Origin of the sequence: Klebsiella sp. LTGPAF-6F (assembly GCF_001753185.1) — a bacterium.
Taxonomy (GTDB): domain Bacteria; phylum Pseudomonadota; class Gammaproteobacteria; order Enterobacterales; family Enterobacteriaceae; genus Klebsiella; species Klebsiella michiganensis.
On sequence record NZ_CP017450.1, the window covers coordinates 5,664,085 to 5,681,708 of the forward strand.

Below are 17,624 nucleotides of genomic sequence, written 5' to 3' on the forward strand. Positions count from 1 at the left end.
GGGGCATCTCACCCCAGGGTTATCGTAAAAAACAAAAAACGTACTATAGAACGTTGCAGAACAAATCAACATACAGACGTACCTGAATATCGCCTCATTTAGGACTATTTTTGTATAAATTAGTTTCCTGTCAGACGTAACGATGCTGCGCGGATGCTGAAACTTCAGTAGAATCCGCCCGCAGGATAAGACAGAAGAGGTTACTCATGCACAATAGCACTTTAGAGACTCGCCTTGCGGAGCTGGAGAGCAGACTGGCGTTTCAGGAAATCACTATTGAAGACCTCAACAAGACCGTCACCGCCCACGAGATAGAAATGGCGAGGATGCGCGAACATATGCGCCTGATGGTCGAAAAACTGAAAGCCACTCAGCCTTCGCATATGGCTTCACAGGCGGAAGAAACGCCCCCGCCGCACTATTAAGACGTAAAAAAAGCGGGTTTCCCCGCTTTTTTCTATTCCGCGACGCGAGCGCAGCGGAATTAGTGGCAGCCGCAGCCGCCGTTGCCGCCGCAGCCGCCTTTGCCATGTTCGTGGTCATGGTCATGGCCGTGGCCGTGGCCACCGCAGCAACCATCATGATCGTGGTCGTGGCCATGATCGTGCCCGTGAGCACCGTGTACATGACCATGCTCCAGCTCTTCCGCCGTTGCTTCGCGAATCGCGACAACTTCAACGTTGAACTTCAGATTCTGACCAGCCAGCATGTGGTTACCGTCAACAACAACGTGTTCGTCACCCACTTCGGTGATTTCTACCGGTACCGGACCCTGATCGGTTTCCGCCAGGAAGCGCATGCCAACCTGCAGTTCATCAACGCCCATAAATACGTCTTTAGGAACGCGCTGAACCAGGTTTTCGTCGTACTGACCGTATGCGTCGTTAGCGCCGACTTCGACGTCAAATTTGTCGCCAACGTCGTGGCCGTCCAGCGCGTTCTCCAGGCCGGAAATCAGGGAACCGTGACCATGCAGGTAGTCAAGCGGCGCGCTTACCGGAGACTCATCAACCAACACACCGTCTTCTGTACGTACCTGATAGGCCAGGCTGACCACCAGGTCTTTTGCTACTTTCATGATATCTCCTGAGCATGGGAAGAATAGTGGCGCAGATTGTAGCGGAATTCTGCACCCGTGTACCCTCTAGCTTAAAAAAAGCCGATAGATAACGCTAGTCCGGATGAAAAATGCCTATCACTTGCTCTTCTTTGCGAACATGCTCACGGACCTCTTTATCCGCCTCACGCATCTGATGACCGCACTTAACGCACTCAACAATATCGACATTATTCTCACGCCACATCGCCAGCGAATCCTGGGCCTGGCACGCCGGGCATTTCGCACCGGCGATAAAACGTTTACGCACAGCCATATCATTTACCTTTATTCAAATTCATCCCAGCCGTCTAACTGCCTGCTCTCTTTTTGCATCTCGCGCTGAAAAATCTCCTCCAGCTCGCGTCTGGCTTCCCGCACGCGGGATATCTGCAGGGTATCACTATGCACCGGCATTAACTCACGCAGCATCCGCATATCGAGGCGCCGAAAATGCAGCTGGGCGCGCTGCGCCTGATGGGGATGCATGCCGAGCGAGATAAGCGCTTTTCGTCCTAGCTCCAGCGCGCTGGAGAAGGTTTCGCGGGAAAACTGCGCCACTCCCGCCTGCAGCAGCTCATGGGCCTCAACGCGTCCCCGCGCTCGCGCCAGAATATGGAGATGTGGAAAGTGTTGTTGACACATCTCCACCAGCTTCATGGTATCTTCCGGCTCGTTGCAGGTGATAACGATCGACTGCGCGTCTTCGGCTCCCGCCGAGCGCAGGAGCTCCAGCTGCGTCGCATCGCCAAAATAAACTTTATAGCCATATTTACGCATCAGATTGACCGCGCTGATATCGCGCTCCAGTACCGTAATACGCATTTTGTTCGCCATCAGCAGACGGCCAATCACCTGGCCGAAACGCCCAAAACCAACGATGATCACCTGCGGTTTGTCATCTTCAACCCACGGAGCCTCGCCCTCCTCTTCAGGTTGGTTCAATCGCCGCGAAAGGACTTTATCGATGAGCTTCATCAGCAGCGGCGTGGTCATCATCGATAATGTCACCGTCACCAGCAGCAGGGCCATCTGATCGTTTTGAAACAGGCGAAGCGAAGCGGGGAGTGAGAACAGCACAAAGGCAAACTCTCCCCCCTGGCTCAGCACGCCGGCAAACTGCACCCGTTCAGAGCTGCGCAGGCCATAAACCCGTGCCAGAAGATACAGGACGAGACCTTTTACCGTCACCAGTATCGCGACGCTGGCCACAACCCACAGTAAATGGGTATAGAGCACCCCAAGGTTCAGCGCCATGCCAACGGAAATAAAGAACAGCCCGAGGAGAAGCCCTTTAAACGGCTCAATGGCGATTTCCAGCTCGTGGCGATACTCGCTCTCTGCCAGCAGGACGCCGGCGATAAAGGTCCCCAGCGCCATCGACAAACCGAGCGCATCCATAAACAACGCCGATCCGAGAACCAGCAGTAGCGTCGCCGCGGTGAAGACCTCCCGCACGCCGGATCCGGCGATAAACCGAAATACCGGCCTCAGCAGATAACGACCGCCAACCAGCATTCCGCCGAAGGCCAGCACCTTCATCCCGATGGTGAGCCAGTTAAAATGGTCGTCACCTGACCCTGCGAGCAGGGGAACTAGCGCCAGGGCCGGGATCACGGCCAGATCCTGAAACAGCAGTACGGAGAAGCCCAGCTGCCCGGACTCGCTGCGGCTCATGCCTTTCTCCCGCATCAGCTGCAGCGCCATCGCGGTGGAAGACATCGCCAGCCCAATCCCGCCAACCACCGCAGCGCGCCATGAGAAGTCGCTAAGCATGAGCAAACCGCCAAGTATCAGCGCGCTGAAGGCGACCTGAGCGGCCCCGACGCCGAAAATGGAGCTTCTCAGCCGCCACAGCTTGGACGGATTCAACTCCAGTCCGATGATAAACATCAGAAAGACGACGCCTAATTCTGAGAAGTGAAGAATTTCATCCACATCGCTGATGAAGCCTAATCCCCAGGGGCCGATGGCGATACCGGCCAGCAGATACCCGAGCACGGCACCAATACCCAGCCTCGCCGCCAGCGGCACCGCCACTACGGCGGCAAACAGAAATAACACCCCGGCCAGCAGTAAATCAGCTCCCGCCATTTGGACCTCCCGCCGTTACAGGGTTAGCCAGCCAATCGCGGTAGGCGCGAGCGCGGCTTTTCAGATCGTCGGGTGATTGCCGACGCGCCCAGTAGACGATAATCGGGCTCATCCAGTGCATGCGGCACATACCGGCGGTCAGTTCGAAAGGGCGGAGAATATCATTCATCGGATAACGATGGGCATCGCGCCGGTAGGCGCTCTCCGGCTCGCCGGTAGTAATGACGCTACGCCAGTACTTTCCCGCCAGCTGATTCCCTCCCGCCCCGCTGGCAAAGCCGCGGCTGAGCACCCTGTCCAGCCACTCTTTCATCAGCGCCGGGCAGCTCCAGGTATAGAGCGGATGCTGGAAAACTATCACCTCATGCTGGCGCAGGAGATCCTGCTCGCAGGCGATATCGATAAAAAAATCCGGATAGTGCGCGTAGAGATCGTGCACGGTAACATTCGACAACTGTAAGGCCGGTTCAAGCAAAACCCGGTTGGCCACGGAATCCTGAGATTCTGGGTGGGCATACAGCAGCAAAACTTTCGCTGTCTGAGACATCTTTCCCCTCCCGAACGTCTTCTGGCGGCCTGTGCAGCGGCTGCGTCCCGACGCAACCAGAATGACTTTGTGTATCATCTTCATTTTGGGCTACCATTGCGGCCCGGTTGAGCGATTCGCTCGACACTACATTATCATAATGACAAATTAACATAGTCAGAACATACGGCGCCTTATGATTGTTTTCTCCTCCTTACAAATTCGTCGCGGCGTACGCGTCCTGCTGGACAACGCTACCGCCACCATCAACCCAGGGCAAAAAGTCGGCCTGGTGGGTAAAAACGGCTGCGGTAAATCCACGCTGCTTTCGCTTTTGAAAAACGAGATTAGCGCCGACGGCGGCTCAATGACCTTCCCCGGCAGCTGGCAGCTGGCCTGGGTTAATCAGGAAACACCTGCGCTTGCGCAGCCGGCTATTGACTATGTTATTGATGGCGATCGCGAATTCCGCAAGCTGGAGGCGGACCTGCACGAAGCCAACGAACGTAATGACGGCCATGCCATCGCGACGGTCCACGGTAAGCTGGACGCCATCGACGCCTGGACCATCCGCTCGCGTGCGGCCAGCCTGCTCCACGGGCTCGGTTTCAGCAACGAACAGCTTGAAAGACCGGTGAGCGACTTTTCCGGCGGCTGGCGTATGCGTCTCAACCTCGCGCAGGCGCTGATTTGCCGTTCCGATCTGCTGCTGCTTGATGAACCGACGAACCACCTCGATCTCGACGCGGTCATCTGGCTGGAGAAGTGGCTCAAAGGCTACCCGGGGACCCTGATACTGATCTCCCACGATCGCGATTTTCTCGATCCGATCGTCGACAAAATTATCCATATCGAACAGCAAACGATGTTCGAGTACACCGGCAACTACAGCTCATTTGAAGTGCAGCGCGCGACCCGTCTTGCGCAGCAACAGTCGATGTATGAGAGCCAGCAGCTGCGCGTCGCGCATTTGCAGAGCTACATCGACCGTTTTCGCGCTAAAGCCACCAAAGCTAAACAGGCGCAAAGCCGTATCAAAATGCTCGAGCGTATGGAGCTCATCGCCCCTGCCCACGTTGATAACCCGTTTCACTTTAGCTTCCGCGCGCCGGAAAGCCTGCCCAATCCCCTATTGAAAATGGAAAAGGTCAGCGCCGGTTATGGCGAGCGCGTGATCCTCGACTCAATCAAGCTGAATCTGGTTCCCGGTTCGCGCATCGGTCTGCTGGGGCGTAACGGGGCCGGTAAATCGACGCTGATAAAACTGCTGGCCGGCGAGCTACAGCCGCTGCAGGGTGAAATTGGTCTGGCGAAAGGCATCAAGCTTGGCTACTTTGCCCAGCATCAGCTGGAGTTCCTGCGCGCCGACGAATCCCCGCTGCAGCATCTTGCCCGTATTGCGCCGCAGGAGCTGGAGCAGAAGCTGCGCGACTATCTGGGCGGTTTCGGCTTCCAGAGCGATAAAGTCAACGAAGAGACAAAGCGTTTCTCCGGCGGCGAGAAAGCGCGCCTGGTGCTGGCGTTAATCGTCTGGCAGCGGCCTAACCTGCTGCTGCTTGATGAACCCACCAACCACCTCGATCTCGATATGCGCCAGGCGCTAACCGAAGCGCTCATTGATTTTGAGGGCGCGCTGGTGGTGGTTTCGCACGACCGTCATCTGATTCGCTCCACCACCGATGACCTTTATCTGGTGCACGACAGCAAAGTCGAACCTTTCGATGGCGATCTTGAAGACTATCAGCAGTGGCTGAGCGACTCGCAAAAGCAGGAAAGCCAGACATCGGAAGAGCCAAAGGAAAACGGCAACAGCGCCCAGGCGCGTAAAGATCAGAAACGCCGGGAAGCCGAACTGCGTACGCTGACCCAGCCGCTGCGCAAAGAGATCGCCCGACTGGAAAAAGAGATGGAGAAGTTCAACGCGCAGCTGGCGCAGGCGGAAGAGAAGCTGGGCGACAGCGAATTGTACGATCAAAGCCGCAAAGCCGAGCTCACTGCGTGTCTACAGCAGCAGGCCAGCGCGAAGTCCGGGCTGGAAGAGTGTGAAATGGCCTGGCTGGATGCCCAGGAGCAGCTGGAGCAGATGCTACAGGAAGGCTAGCGGCAATATGCCATACGTGAAGGCGGGCTAACCCGCCTTTTTTCATCCTCCGCACCCTGGCTTAGCGCTGCGCCGCCAGTCGGGCGCGGATCTGCGACAGCGAGGCATAGCCGTACAGCTTGCCATCCAGAAAGCGCGTTTTTAACTCGCCCTGCTGCTCCTGTTCCAGCGTTTGCCCATCGTACAGCTGCAGTTCCCCCAAGGCGTCGCGTTCCACGCGCAGCAGACCACGCGCCGAACGTTTAAGACCATTATCGGTTTTCGGCTCCTTAAAGAGGGCTCTTCCCTCGCCGTTCACCTCCCCCCAGGTTGCCTTCATCGCGAAGCCGAAGGTATCGCGGGTGTTGTACTGGTAGGTAAATGAACCCACGCCGAACACCACGTTAGCGCTGGCAAAACCTTTCGCTTCCAGGCGACGCAGGATCTCATCCGCTCTGGCGAGAGTAATGGAATCGCCGTAAATCAGGCCGACATGCGGATCCAGCACCTTGTATCCTTTTTCGTTGATAGTGCCGCCAAAAATTTCCCACAGAATCTCCACGGAGCCTTTCTCCTCGGCGCTGCGCTCGCTGCGGGTGTCGTCGCCAGCTGCGGTTCCGCACAGAATCGCCACCGGATCGCCGCTGTCCGGACGGAATACCACGCGCCCCTGACGCTGCATAATTATTGCCTGCAGCTCGCGGGTGTATTCGGCCAGCACCTGCCAGTAGTCCCAGGTATCCGAGACGATAGAGACGAAACCCTGCGGGTGGACTTCGGTAATCAGCCGGCGAAAGGTTTCAATTTCCCGCTCGCGCTCGCCCATACACATCACGCTGTGTTCCGTAGCCGGAATGCTGGCGCCGATGAGCTCATCTTCACCGCGAGTGTAATAATCACGGGCATACAGCAGCGAAGGCAGGCTATCGGTCCCTTTGAAGCTGGCCAGATGTCCGCAGCCCGACTGCGCAGTGTCGTGCAGTCCGGACATTCCCCGAAACGAAAAGTCGTGACATTGGAAATCAAGGTGCGTCAGATCGCTACAGGTTTTCTCCGCCCAGCGTTCGCAAATCAGGCGATAGTGGTGGGCGATGGTCGCGTTGGTTGACGCTTTCCACAGCTCCGCCGAAAGCACCGTCTCCAGATAGTTCACCAGCCAGAAGAACTCAGGTTGCGTATTGGTAATGGTCAGCACCGGTACTTTCATCGGCACCTTGGTGCCTTCATCCAGCGCTTTGATATGCAGCGGTAAATAGCCAAGCCGATGCAGAGCGCGAATAGGCTCCACCCCAACCGTATCGCTCCCCAGATAGCCGTCCATCACCTGCTTATACTCGTTCACGACCTCCTCTTCCGGGCGGGCGAAAAACGCGTCGTTAAACAGATCGACCAGGAACCACTGCAGAAAGCCCTGCAGGCCGAAAAATACCAGCTTGCCATCGGCCTGCGGCGACTGGAAAAAACGATCGCTGCGCGGGGTAAAGTTAGAGTAGACCTTCGTTGTCCCCTGTGGATACTGCACGCGATGGGAAACTTTATAACCATCGATGGCCAGAATCGGATTTATTTTCATCATGTTATCCCCTATGTGCGCGGTAGATGGCGTCAATATCGATAAGCTCCAGCTGCGGATGAGCCAGGGCAGGAGAAGTCAAAGAGGTGGTGGCGTAAACGGCATCGATGCCGTTATTCAACAGATGCTCTACGCCTTTGGAAAAAATACCGTGGGTGACGTACAGACTCACGCTGCGGGCGCCCGCCTCGCGCAGCACCTGCGCCGAGCCGATAAAGGTGCCGCCTGCGTCGCAGAGGTCGTCAACAATAAGCACTGCTTTACCCGCGACATCACCGGCCAGCAGGGAAAAACCGGTTAACGCGCCGCTGGCAAGGTCACGCTCTTTACCGAGGATCGCGAACTCTCCGGCACCGCAGGCTTTAGTCACAGGATGAATCTTCTTTAGCGCGCCGGCATCCGGCGCCACCAGCATCAGCTCCCCGGCAGCAATAGCCTGACGCAGACCGGCGCTCTGCAGAAGACAGTGCTGTTGAGCCACCGCGACCATATTATTGACTGCCGCCGCTGCGGCATCGCTGTGCGGGTCAAGCACCACGACTTTGTCAAAGCCAAGAGTATTAAGCTGCCGGGCAAAGACCTTCAGCGCAAAGCTGTCTCCCGGCACCATATGACGATCCTGACGCGCCCACGGCAGCCACGGCAGTTCCAGATGGCTAAACGTCACGTCGGTAACATGACGCACGGCCTCCACCAGCTGCGCCAGTAGCATAAAATCGTTCATGTCGCGCAGAGCAACCGCCCGGATGCGCATCAGACGGGCGGAAGGCGGTAGTGGATCGGTCACCTTCAGCCACACAGCGCCATCGGGAAAGACGCCGCTGGCAAGCGTAAACGCTTCATCATCCAGTTCCAGGGTAAATTTTTCGCTCATGATGACCTCCGCTCATTACATTGTGTCCCTAAGACACAATTAATAATGTCTCTAAGACACATATTGTGCAAGCGTTAAATGTCATTTAAGCGGAGATTTTGACTAATCAATTGAAAAACAATAATAAAAATGGAGGCTTGCTGCACAGGAAGGGGCTGGTACACTTGTCAGCGTTCTTTTCCGCTGCGAGCGCTCTATGACCAACGATGCCGAATACCTCAGCCAATACGATGCCAGCCGCTTTCCCTCGCCGCTGGTGACCGTCGACAGCGTCCTGTTTACCCTGCATGAAGGGGCGCTGTGCGTTCTGCTGGTTGAGCGCGCTAATCCACCGCAGCAGGGGGCGTGGGGGCTACCCGGCGGCTTTATCGATCTGGCGCACGATGATTCAACCCGCGCCACGGCGCTACGTAAGCTCACGGAAAAAACCGGGATTTCACCGTCATGGCTGGAGCAGCTCGACACCTTCTCCGGGCCGGATCGCGATCCGCGCGGCTGGAGCCTGACTATCGCCTGGTTTGCGTTAATCTCGTGGGTAGAGTGTCAGCCGCATATCGCCAGCGTCAGCGATGCCCGCTGGGTACCGGTGGCGCAGCTGGATTGCTATTCGCTGGCTTTCGATCATCAAAAGATTATCGACGCCGGTCTGCATCGCTTACGCCAAAAAACGATGTACTCTTTACTGCCGGTTTACTGTCTGCCGGAGACCTTTACCCATGGTCAGCTGCTGGAAGCCACGGAAATCATCCTTGGTCAGCCGATTCAACGCAAAAGCCTGATTCGCCGCTTCGAAGCCTCCGGAATGTTTGAAGAGACCGGTGAAACAGCGGCAACCGGCGCGCGGAAAGCGCGGCTATGGCGGCGTAAACCCGGCGTCGATTTTCATCTCTTTTCACGTAACCTGCTGACCGATTAGCCGCAAGGCCACATATGGGCTAACCTGCGCACTTCATGCGCGGTATAGTATGTTATAAAGATTATTTATTGCTCTGGTGCTATGGTTGATATCACTCCTACAGAAATGACGCCCCCTGAAGACGACTCGCAGCAGTTTCATCCGATGCGCGGCGTAGGCAATCGTCATTTGCAAACCATGTTGCCGCGGCTAATCCGTCGCAAACTCCGCTTTACTCCCCACTGGCAGCGTCTGGAATTGCCGGACGGCGATTTTGTCGATCTGGCATGGAGTGAAGACCCTTCTCAGGCGCGCCATAAACCTCGCCTGGTGGTATTTCATGGCCTGGAGGGGAGCCTACACAGCCCTTACGCACACGGACTTATCCATGCGGCAATGCAGCGCGGCTGGCTGGGCGTGGTGATGCACTTTCGCGGCTGTAGCGGCGAACCCAACCGGAATAACCGCATCTACCACTCGGGCGAAACGGAAGACGGCTCCTGGTTTCTGCGCTGGCTCCAGCGCGAGTACGGCACGGTTCCCACCGCCGCGGTGGGATATTCGCTCGGGGGCAATATGCTGGGCTGCCTGCTGGCAAAAGAAGGCGACGCTATTCCCGTTGATGCCGCGGTTATCGTCTCGGCGCCGTTTATGCTGGAAGCCTGTAGCTATCATATGGACAAAGGTTTCTCCCGCGTTTATCAGCGCTACCTGCTCAACCTGCTGAAAGCCAACGCCGCGCGTAAGCTAAAAGCCTATCCCGGCTCTCTGCCCGTCGATTTACGACAGCTAAAAAGCATGCGCCGTATCCGCGAGTTTGACGATTGCATTACGGCCAGGATCCACGGTTTTGCCGATGCGCTGGACTACTATCGCCAGTGTAGCGCCATGCCGCGCCTGAGCGATATCACTAAGCCCACGCTGATTATTCACGCGAAGGACGATCCCTTTATGGATCACCACTCGATTCCCCCGCAGGAGCAGCTGCCGGCGAATGTCGAATATCAGCTCACGGAGCACGGCGGGCACGTTGGCTTCGTCGGCGGCACGCTGCGTAAGCCTGAAATGTGGCTTGAAAAACGCATCCCGGATTGGCTAACCCGTTGGCTAGGAGCGCAAATATGATCATTCCCTGGCAAGATCTCGATCCCGAAACGCTGGATAACCTGATCGAAAGTTTTGTATTACGTGAAGGCACCGATTATGGTGAACATGAACGTTCGCTGACGGATAAAGTCGCGGATGTTAAACAGCAGTTGAAAAGCGGAGAAGCCGTGCTGGTGTGGTCAGAACTGCACGAAACGGTGAATATCATGCCCCGCAAGCAGTTTCACGGCTAAGGCGGCACACACTATCGTTTACTCTGGGAGTTGTTATGTCTGCCAAACATCCGGTGATTGCCGTCACGGGCTCCAGCGGCGCGGGAACCACGACCACCAGCCTCGCCTTTCGCAAAATTTTCGCCCAGCTTAATCTGCACGCCGCCGAAGTTGAAGGCGATAGCTTTCACCGCTATACCCGTCCGGAAATGGACATGGCGATCCGTAAAGCGCGCGATCAGGGCAAACATATCAGCTACTTTGGCCCCGAGGCTAACGACTTCGGCCTGCTGGAACACACGTTCGCCGAATATGGGCAAAGCGGCAAAGGCCAGTCGCGCAAATATTTACATACCTATGACGAGGCCGTGCCGTGGAATCAGGTTCCGGGGACCTTCACGCCCTGGCAGCCGCTGCCGGAACCGACTGACGTCCTGTTTTATGAAGGCCTGCACGGCGGCGTCGTGACGCCGCAGCATAACGTAGCAAACCATGTCGACCTGCTGGTCGGCGTGGTGCCCATCGTCAATCTTGAGTGGATCCAGAAGCTTATCCGCGACACCAGCGAGCGCGGACACTCTCGTGAGGCGGTCATGGATTCCGTGGTCCGCTCGATGGAAGATTACATCAACTTTATCACCCCGCAGTTTTCACGCACCCACCTCAACTTTCAGCGCGTACCGACGGTGGATACGTCCAACCCGTTTGCGGCCAAAGCCATCCCTTCACTGGATGAAAGCTTTGTCGTTATCCATTTCCGTAATCTAAAAAATATCGATTTCCCCTGGCTCCTGGCGATGCTGCAGGGCTCGTTTATTTCGCATATGAATACCCTGGTGGTACCGGGCGGGAAAATGGGGCTGGCGATGGAACTGATTATGGCGCCGCTGGTTGAACGGCTGATGGAAGGCCGGAAAATCAGCGAGTAGCCAGAACCCCGGTGGCGCGATTGCCGGCCGGGGCGCGTTCGGCTTACCCTTCGATCACTTCATAAGAGTGGGTAATGTTTACCGCTTTCTCAAGCATCAGCGCGACGGAACAATACTTTTCCGCCGACAGGTCGACCGCGCGAGACACGGCAGCGTCCTTCAGTTCTTTACCGGTCACGATAAAATGCAGATTGATATGGGTAAACAGACGCGGCGCCTCTTCGCGGCGCTCCGAGGTCAGCTTAACTTCGCAGTTGGTGACGTTCTGGCGGCCCTTCTGCAATATGGAAACCACATCAATCGCGCTGCATCCGCCTGCCGCCATCAGTACCATTTCCATTGGGCTGGGCGCTTTATCCCCGGAATTGCCGTCCATCAGAATCTGGTGGCCAGAAGCCGACTCACCGATGAAGGTTAACCCTTCAACCCACTTCACTCGCGCTTGCATAAATTTAACTCCAGGGCTGTAATTTTCCTGACAGATTACGCGTACATAACAATTCTCGCAACGGAAGGCGACCTGGGTCATGCTGAAGCGAGACACCAGGAGACATGCGGCGAAAGCTATGCTAAAACAATCTGGATGCTACAGTAATACATTGATGTACTGCATGTATGCAGAGGAGTTCACATTACAGGCTGCAGAAAACTTTCAGCCGGATTCCCAGGTATAGGGATTCAATACGATTGCATGCCCGGATGCCGTGTAGTGTCGGCACCCGGAGATAGCTTATAACAGAGGATAACCGCGCATGGTGCTTGGCAAACCGCAAACAGACCCTACCCTTGAATGGTTCTTGTCTCATTGCCACATTCATAAGTACCCATCAAAGAGCACGCTGATCCACCAGGGTGAGAAAGCAGAAACGTTGTACTACATCGTTAAAGGCTCCGTGGCTGTACTCATCAAGGATGAAGAAGGTAAAGAGATGATCCTCTCTTACCTTAATCAGGGCGATTTCATCGGTGAATTAGGCTTGTTTGAAGAAGGCCAGGAGCGTAGCGCTTGGGTACGTGCGAAAACCGCATGTGAAGTGGCCGAAATCTCCTACAAAAAGTTCCGTCAGCTGATCCAGGTTAACCCGGACATCCTGATGCGTCTCTCTTCGCAGATGGCTCGTCGTCTGCAGGTCACGTCTGAGAAAGTCGGCAACCTCGCCTTCCTTGACGTTACCGGTCGTATCGCTCAGACGCTGCTGAACCTGGCTAAACAGCCGGATGCGATGACCCACCCGGACGGTATGCAAATTAAAATTACCCGCCAGGAAATTGGTCAGATCGTCGGATGCTCCCGCGAGACCGTTGGCCGCATCCTGAAAATGCTGGAAGATCAAAACCTGATCTCCGCGCACGGTAAAACTATCGTCGTCTACGGTACCCGTTAAGTCGGTAAAACGGCGTATTGCCTGATAATACGCCGTTTTTGTTTTCCCCTCATGTGGCGCAGGCTGATTTACCACCCGGAAGTCAACTATGCACTGCGGCAAACGCTGGTGTTGTGTCTGCCGGTTGCGATTGGGCTTCTGCTCGGTCATCTCCAGCAGGGGCTGCTGTTTTCTCTTGTTCCCGCCTGCTGCAACGTTGCCGGGCTGGATACGCCGCATAAACGCTTCTTTAAACGCCTGATTATCGGCGGAAGCCTGTTTGCCGGCTGTAGCCTGATCGTTCAGCTCCTTCTGCAGCGAGACATCCCTTTGCCGCTGATCCTCACGGGTCTGGCGCTCATCCTCGGCGTCACCGCCGAAATCAGCTCCCTGCACGCTCGGCTGCTGCCCGCCTCGCTTATCGCGGCTATTTTTACCCTCAGTCTCGCTGGCAATATGCCGATCTGGGAGCCGCTGTTAATCTACGCCATGGGCACCTTATGGTATGGCGTGTTTAACTGGTTCTGGTTTTGGCTGTGGCGCGAACAGCCGCTGCGCGAATCATTAAGCCTGCTCTACCGGGAGCTGGCCAACTACTGCGAGGCCAAATACAGTCTGCTTACCCAGCATACGGACCCCGCCACATCGCTGCCGCCGCTGCTCAACCGCCAGCAGAAGGTGGTGGATCTGATTACCCAGTGCTATCAGCAGATGCATATGCTGGCGGCTAACCAGCGCAGCGATCACAAACGCCTGCTGCGCGCTTTCCAGGTTGGACTGGACCTTCAGGAACATATTTCCGTCAGTCTTCATCAGCCGGAAGAGGTGCAGAAACTGGTGGAGCGCAGCCACGCGGAAGCGGTGATTCGCTGGAACGCGCAAACCGTTGCCGCCCGCCTGCGGGAGCTGGCGGACGATCTCCTCTACCACCGTTATCCTCAGCGCTTTCAGATGGATAAACAGATCGGCGCGCTGGAAAAAATCGCCTGGCAGCATCCGGATAATCCGGTTGGCCAGTTCTGCGCCTGGCACTTCAGCCGCATTGCCAGGGTTCTGCGCACCCAGCGCCCGCTATACGCGCGTAACCTGATGGCGGATAAAACCCGCCGCCTGCCGCTGCTGCCCGCGTTGAAAAACTATCTGTCGCTTAAGTCGCCGGCGTTACGAAACGCGGCGCGTATCAGCGTGATGCTGAGCGTCGCCAGCCTGATGGGCAGCGCGCTGCATCTGCCTAAGCCCTACTGGATCCTGATGACCGTGCTGTTCGTGACGCAAAACGGCTACGGCGCAACCCGGGTACGTATCGTCCATCGGGCTGCCGGAACCATTGCGGGACTGGTCATTGCCGGGCTCACGCTGCACTTTCACGTTCCTGAAGGCTATACGCTGACCGCGATGCTGTTCATCACGCTGTTAAGCTATCTGATTATCCGCAAGCACTACGGCTGGGCGATGGTCGGGTTTACGGTGACGGCGGTGTACACTCTGCAGCTGCTCACCCTGAACGGCGAGCAGTTTATCATCGCCAGACTGATTGATACGCTGATTGGCTGTCTGATCGCCTTCGGCGGAATGGTCTGGCTATGGCCGCAGTGGCAAAGCGGGCTGCTGCGCAAAAATGCCCACGATGCGCTGGAAGCCGATCAGGAAGCGATCAGGCTGATCCTCAGCGACGATCATCAGGCCCCGGCGCTGGCCTACCAGCGCATGCGCGTTAATCAGGCGCATAACGCGCTGTTTAACTCGCTGAATCAGGCGATGCAGGAACCCGGCTTTAACTCGCACTATCTGGAAGACATGAAGCTGTGGGTGACCCACAGCCAGTTTATTGTCGAGCATATTAACGCGATGACCACTCTGGCGCGCGAGCACAATATGCTGACGCCGGATCTGGCGCAGCGTTATCTGGAATCCTGCGAGATTGCGCTCCAGCGCTGCCAGCAGCGGCTGGATTCCGACGGGCCGGGCAGCGCGGGGGATGTGAACATTATGGAGGCGCAGGATGCGGAGGTTCCTCGCGGCCCGCTCAGTACGATGGAGCAGCATTTGCAGCGCATCCTCGGGCATCTGAACACCATGCACACCATTTCATCGGTGGCATGGCGTCAGCGTCCGCATCATGGCATCTGGCTGCGCGCCACTAAGCGCTAAGCACCCGCTCAACCGCCAGGGCAAAGCGCGCCATGCCTTCAGCAATATCGCTATCATCAATCACCAGCGACGGTACGAAGCGCATCACGTCCGGTCCGGCATTGAGCACCATGACGCCCGCCTCTGCGGCGGCGTAGAGGAAATCGCGCGCCTTCCCGTGATACTGCGGCTTCAGCTCGGCGCCGATAAGCAGACCCATGCCGCGAATATCGCTGAACAGATCGAACCGCGCGTCAATGCGCTGAAGGTGCTCAACAAACAGCTCGCGCTTCGCGGTGACGCCGTCCAGCACTTCCGGCGTGTTAATCAGATCGAAGGCCGCTCCGCCGACCGCGCAGGCCAGGGGGTTACCGCCGTAGGTTGAGCCGTGAGAACCGGCGTGGAAAGCGCTGGCGATATCATGGGTGGTCAGCATCGCGCTGATAGGGAAGCCGCCGCCAAGCGCCTTGGCGCTGGTCAGAATATCCGGCGTCACGCCGTAGTGCATATAGGCAAACAGCGAGCCTGTACGCCCCATACCGCACTGTACTTCATCAAACACCAGCAGTGCCTGGTGCTGGTCGCAGAGATCGCGCAATCCTTGCAGGAATTCCGGCGTCGCCGCCGTCACTCCGCCTTCACCCTGAATCGGCTCGACCACCACCGCGCAGGTATGATCGTCCATCACGGCTTTCACCGCGTGTAAATCGTTAAACGGCACGTGAACGATATCGGCCGGTTTCGGCCCAAACCCGTCGGAATATTTCGGCTGACCGCCGACCGAGACGGTGAAAAGCGAGCGACCGTGAAACGCATTATGGAAAGCGATGATTTTGGTTTTGTACGGGCTATGGCGGGTCACGGTGTAATGGCGAGCCAGCTTGAAAGCCGTTTCGTTAGCTTCCGTACCGGAGTTCATAAACACGACGCGATCGGCAAAAGTCGCATCCACCAGCTTCCGCCCGAGTCGCAGGGCCGGTTCGTTGGTAAAAACGTTGCTGGTATGCCACAGCTTTTCACCCTGCTCATGCAGTGCCGCCACCAGCGCCGGATGGCAATGACCGAGCGCGGTCACGGCAATCCCACCGGCGAAATCAACGTACTCTTTACCCTGCTGATCCCATACCCGGCTTCCCTTACCCTTCACCGGAATAAATTCTGCCGGTGCATAAATCGGCAAAATGACCTCATCGAATGTAGCGCGGGTGATTGCCGGTTGTTCAGTTGCCATGTGGTGCCCATCCTTTACGTTATGCAGCAATGATTATGATAATCTAATCACAAAATATGCATAAAAAATCAACTCATGGCAACTACAAATCACCGATTGAGGAAGTTTGCCAGCAGCTGGTGGCCCTGCTCGCTGAGAATACTCTCCGGATGAAACTGCACGCCCTCGAGATCGAACACGCGGTGGCGAATGCCCATGATCTCCCCCTCTTCGCTGCGGGCGGTCACCTCAAAGCATTCAGGCAGCGTTAGCGGATCAATGAGCAGGGAGTGGTAGCGGGTCACCGTAAGCGGGTTATTCAGTCCAAGGAACACCCCTTGACCGGTATGGCTAACGGGGGACGTTTTTCCGTGCATGACTTTGGCGGCTCGTACGATAGCGGCGCCGAAAACCTGGGCGATGGCCTGATGGCCGAGGCAAACGCCTAAGATCGGCGTTTGGCCGGAAAAATGGCGGATCGCCGCCAGTGAAATCCCCGACTCATCCGGCGTACAGGGGCCCGGCGAGATAACTATTTTCGCTGGCGCCAGGGAAATAATGTCCGCTAACGTCAGCTCGTCGTTACGCCTGACCAGCACTTCCGCCCCAAGTTCGCAGAAATACTGGTACAAATTCCAGGTGAAAGAATCGTAGTTATCGATAAGCAGGATCATAGCGGCTCCGGGAACAAAGAACCGCGCTATTCTACTCAGTTTCCGTCGCTTCGCTTACCACTTTGCGAAATATCGTCCGCAGTGGAGAAAGGTCGCCCATCGCTCCGCTCTGGTTGGCCTGGTTCCACGCATCGACCGCAATATCGCGCCAATCCAGCGTATAGCCCGCATGGATAGCCAGCTGCTCAAAGAAAATGCGTTGCGCCAAGCCGTTACCGAGACGGAAAGGATGCAGGACGTTAATTTCGCAGTAGTAATGAGCAAGACGTTCAATGAATTTATCCTGCGCGAGACCCACCAGATAACCTTCCTCTTCAAGATCCTGAAGCAGCGCGTTTCCCTCTTTTTCGATATAGGCGAAATGGCAGAAACGGGTGTCGCCCTGATAGATATCCACTTCACGCAGCTGCCCCGCCCAGTCGAAGACATCCTGATAGAGCTGGCGATGAATAGCGCAGAGATGAGGCAATCCCCGCACCAACGGCCCGAGTTCAATGGTTGCCGCGCGTAATGCGGTCAGCTCCCACGCCGCCTGCTCAAGTCGCTGAGCCTGGCGAATCCCCAGGCGGTTGCGCATCACCTTAAGACCGGGGTAGAGATAGGGGTCCCGCCCCTCGCCGAATTTATCGCTCATAGTGACTCCTTAACGCCGCAATGCGCGCCAGGGCTTCTTCGGGGGTAAGGGTTATCAGCGGAACATCGACGCCCTCCAGCCGTCGGCTGGCCTGAAAATTCACGTTACGTCGATCCTCCCAGAGACGGGATTTCTGTTTTTCGGTGAGCTTTTTCATTTAACACCTCCCTGACGCGTCCGCAGTTGCCACAAGTATAAGCGGCAAAAAACGATTTCGCAGGGAAGC

19 protein-coding genes are annotated in these 17,624 nt (G+C 56.5%); 8 read left to right on the plus strand and 11 right to left on the minus strand.

All coding sequences use genetic code 11. The annotated features are described in order from the left end of the window. The first annotated feature begins 206 nt into the window (after positions 1 to 206). Positions 207 to 425 carry a protein SlyX gene (locus BJF97_RS26635; protein ID WP_014227041.1) on the plus strand — a complete coding sequence of 73 codons (219 nt, stop codon included), beginning with the start codon at positions 207 to 209 and terminating at the stop codon, positions 423 to 425. Positions 426 to 484: 59 nt separating this feature from the next. Here the strand turns inward: BJF97_RS26635 and slyD are convergent, their stop codons facing one another. From slyD to kefG, 4 genes are all read right to left on the minus strand, one after another. Continuing rightward, positions 485 to 1,078 (minus strand): peptidylprolyl isomerase, encoded by a 594-nt coding sequence (slyD, locus tag BJF97_RS26640; protein WP_032693736.1) that lies wholly within the window; start codon positions 1,076 to 1,078, stop codon positions 485 to 487. 94 nt (positions 1,079 to 1,172) lie between these two features. Continuing rightward, on the minus strand, positions 1,173 to 1,373 hold the full coding sequence (locus BJF97_RS26645; protein WP_004106389.1) for a YheV family putative zinc ribbon protein: 201 nt from the start codon (positions 1,371 to 1,373) through the stop codon (positions 1,173 to 1,175). Positions 1,374 to 1,384: 11 nt separating this feature from the next. Further along, complete coding sequence (gene kefB, locus BJF97_RS26650; protein ID WP_014227043.1) at positions 1,385 to 3,190, minus strand: glutathione-regulated potassium-efflux system protein KefB; 1,806 nt, start codon at positions 3,188 to 3,190, stop codon at positions 1,385 to 1,387. Further along, positions 3,177 to 3,737: a glutathione-regulated potassium-efflux system ancillary protein KefG gene (gene kefG / locus BJF97_RS26655; protein ID WP_004854856.1), complete on the minus strand. Its 561-nt coding sequence runs from the start codon at positions 3,735 to 3,737 to the stop codon at positions 3,177 to 3,179. Before kefG ends, kefB begins: the two co-directional genes overlap by 14 nt. 175 nt (positions 3,738 to 3,912) lie before the next feature. On the opposite strand from kefG, the gene BJF97_RS26660 reads away from it, so the two are divergent. After that, complete coding sequence (locus BJF97_RS26660) at positions 3,913 to 5,817, plus strand: ABC transporter ATP-binding protein (protein WP_004854860.1); 1,905 nt, start codon at positions 3,913 to 3,915, stop codon at positions 5,815 to 5,817. Positions 5,818 to 5,878: 61 nt separating this feature from the next. Here the strand turns inward: BJF97_RS26660 and BJF97_RS26665 are convergent, their stop codons facing one another. Next, positions 5,879 to 7,369, minus strand: coding sequence for a nicotinate phosphoribosyltransferase (locus tag BJF97_RS26665; protein ID WP_032693747.1), 1,491 nt, complete (start codon positions 7,367 to 7,369; stop codon positions 5,879 to 5,881). Positions 7,370 to 7,373: 4 nt separating this feature from the next. Beyond that, positions 7,374 to 8,243: a ribose-phosphate diphosphokinase gene (gene prs, locus BJF97_RS26670; RefSeq protein WP_032693737.1), complete on the minus strand. Its 870-nt coding sequence runs from the start codon at positions 8,241 to 8,243 to the stop codon at positions 7,374 to 7,376. A 196-nt stretch (positions 8,244 to 8,439) separates the two neighbouring features. Here prs and BJF97_RS26675 point away from each other — a divergent pair, with 196 nt between their 5' ends. From BJF97_RS26675 to BJF97_RS26690, 4 genes are all read left to right on the plus strand, one after another. Beyond that, a complete protein-coding gene (locus BJF97_RS26675; RefSeq protein WP_032693738.1) occupies positions 8,440 to 9,159 on the plus strand; it encodes an NUDIX hydrolase in 720 nt (239 codons plus the stop codon). Positions 9,160 to 9,303: 144 nt separating this feature from the next. Beyond that, complete coding sequence (locus BJF97_RS26680; RefSeq protein WP_231719137.1) at positions 9,304 to 10,263, plus strand: hydrolase; 960 nt, start codon at positions 9,304 to 9,306, stop codon at positions 10,261 to 10,263. Continuing rightward, on the plus strand, positions 10,260 to 10,478 hold the full coding sequence (locus BJF97_RS26685; RefSeq protein WP_004125965.1) for a YheU family protein: 219 nt from the start codon (positions 10,260 to 10,262) through the stop codon (positions 10,476 to 10,478). Before BJF97_RS26680 ends, BJF97_RS26685 begins: the two co-directional genes overlap by 4 nt. Before the next feature lie 35 nt (positions 10,479 to 10,513). Continuing rightward, complete coding sequence (locus BJF97_RS26690) at positions 10,514 to 11,386, plus strand: phosphoribulokinase (RefSeq protein ID WP_004854874.1); 873 nt, start codon at positions 10,514 to 10,516, stop codon at positions 11,384 to 11,386. Positions 11,387 to 11,429: 43 nt separating this feature from the next. Here the strand turns inward: BJF97_RS26690 and BJF97_RS26695 are convergent, their stop codons facing one another. Beyond that, positions 11,430 to 11,834: an OsmC family protein gene (locus BJF97_RS26695; RefSeq protein ID WP_004854875.1), complete on the minus strand. Its 405-nt coding sequence runs from the start codon at positions 11,832 to 11,834 to the stop codon at positions 11,430 to 11,432. 304 nt (positions 11,835 to 12,138) lie between these two features. On the opposite strand from BJF97_RS26695, the gene crp reads away from it, so the two are divergent. Continuing rightward, positions 12,139 to 12,771 (plus strand): cAMP-activated global transcriptional regulator CRP, encoded by a 633-nt coding sequence (gene crp, locus BJF97_RS26700; RefSeq protein WP_000242758.1) that lies wholly within the window; start codon positions 12,139 to 12,141, stop codon positions 12,769 to 12,771. Positions 12,772 to 12,822: 51 nt separating this feature from the next. Continuing rightward, entirely contained in the window at positions 12,823 to 14,901 is a 2,079-nt protein-coding gene (locus BJF97_RS26705) for a YccS/YhfK family putative transporter (protein WP_014839675.1), read from the plus strand. Here the strand turns inward: BJF97_RS26705 and argD are convergent. From argD to BJF97_RS26725, 4 genes are all read right to left on the minus strand, one after another. Next, complete coding sequence (gene argD, locus BJF97_RS26710; RefSeq protein ID WP_014839676.1) at positions 14,891 to 16,111, minus strand: bifunctional acetylornithine/succinyldiaminopimelate transaminase; 1,221 nt, start codon at positions 16,109 to 16,111, stop codon at positions 14,891 to 14,893. The genes BJF97_RS26705 and argD overlap by 11 nt on opposite strands. A gap of 89 nt (positions 16,112 to 16,200) precedes the next feature. Continuing rightward, positions 16,201 to 16,764, minus strand: coding sequence for an aminodeoxychorismate synthase component 2 (pabA, locus tag BJF97_RS26715; protein ID WP_014227049.1), 564 nt, complete (start codon positions 16,762 to 16,764; stop codon positions 16,201 to 16,203). Positions 16,765 to 16,795: 31 nt separating this feature from the next. Continuing rightward, positions 16,796 to 17,398, minus strand: coding sequence for a putative adenosine monophosphate-protein transferase Fic (locus tag BJF97_RS26720; protein WP_014227050.1), 603 nt, complete (start codon positions 17,396 to 17,398; stop codon positions 16,796 to 16,798). Beyond that, a complete protein-coding gene (locus tag BJF97_RS26725; protein ID WP_004854887.1) occupies positions 17,388 to 17,555 on the minus strand; it encodes a YhfG family protein in 168 nt (55 codons plus the stop codon). Before BJF97_RS26725 ends, BJF97_RS26720 begins: the two co-directional genes overlap by 11 nt. Positions 17,556 to 17,624: the final 69 nt, after the last annotated feature.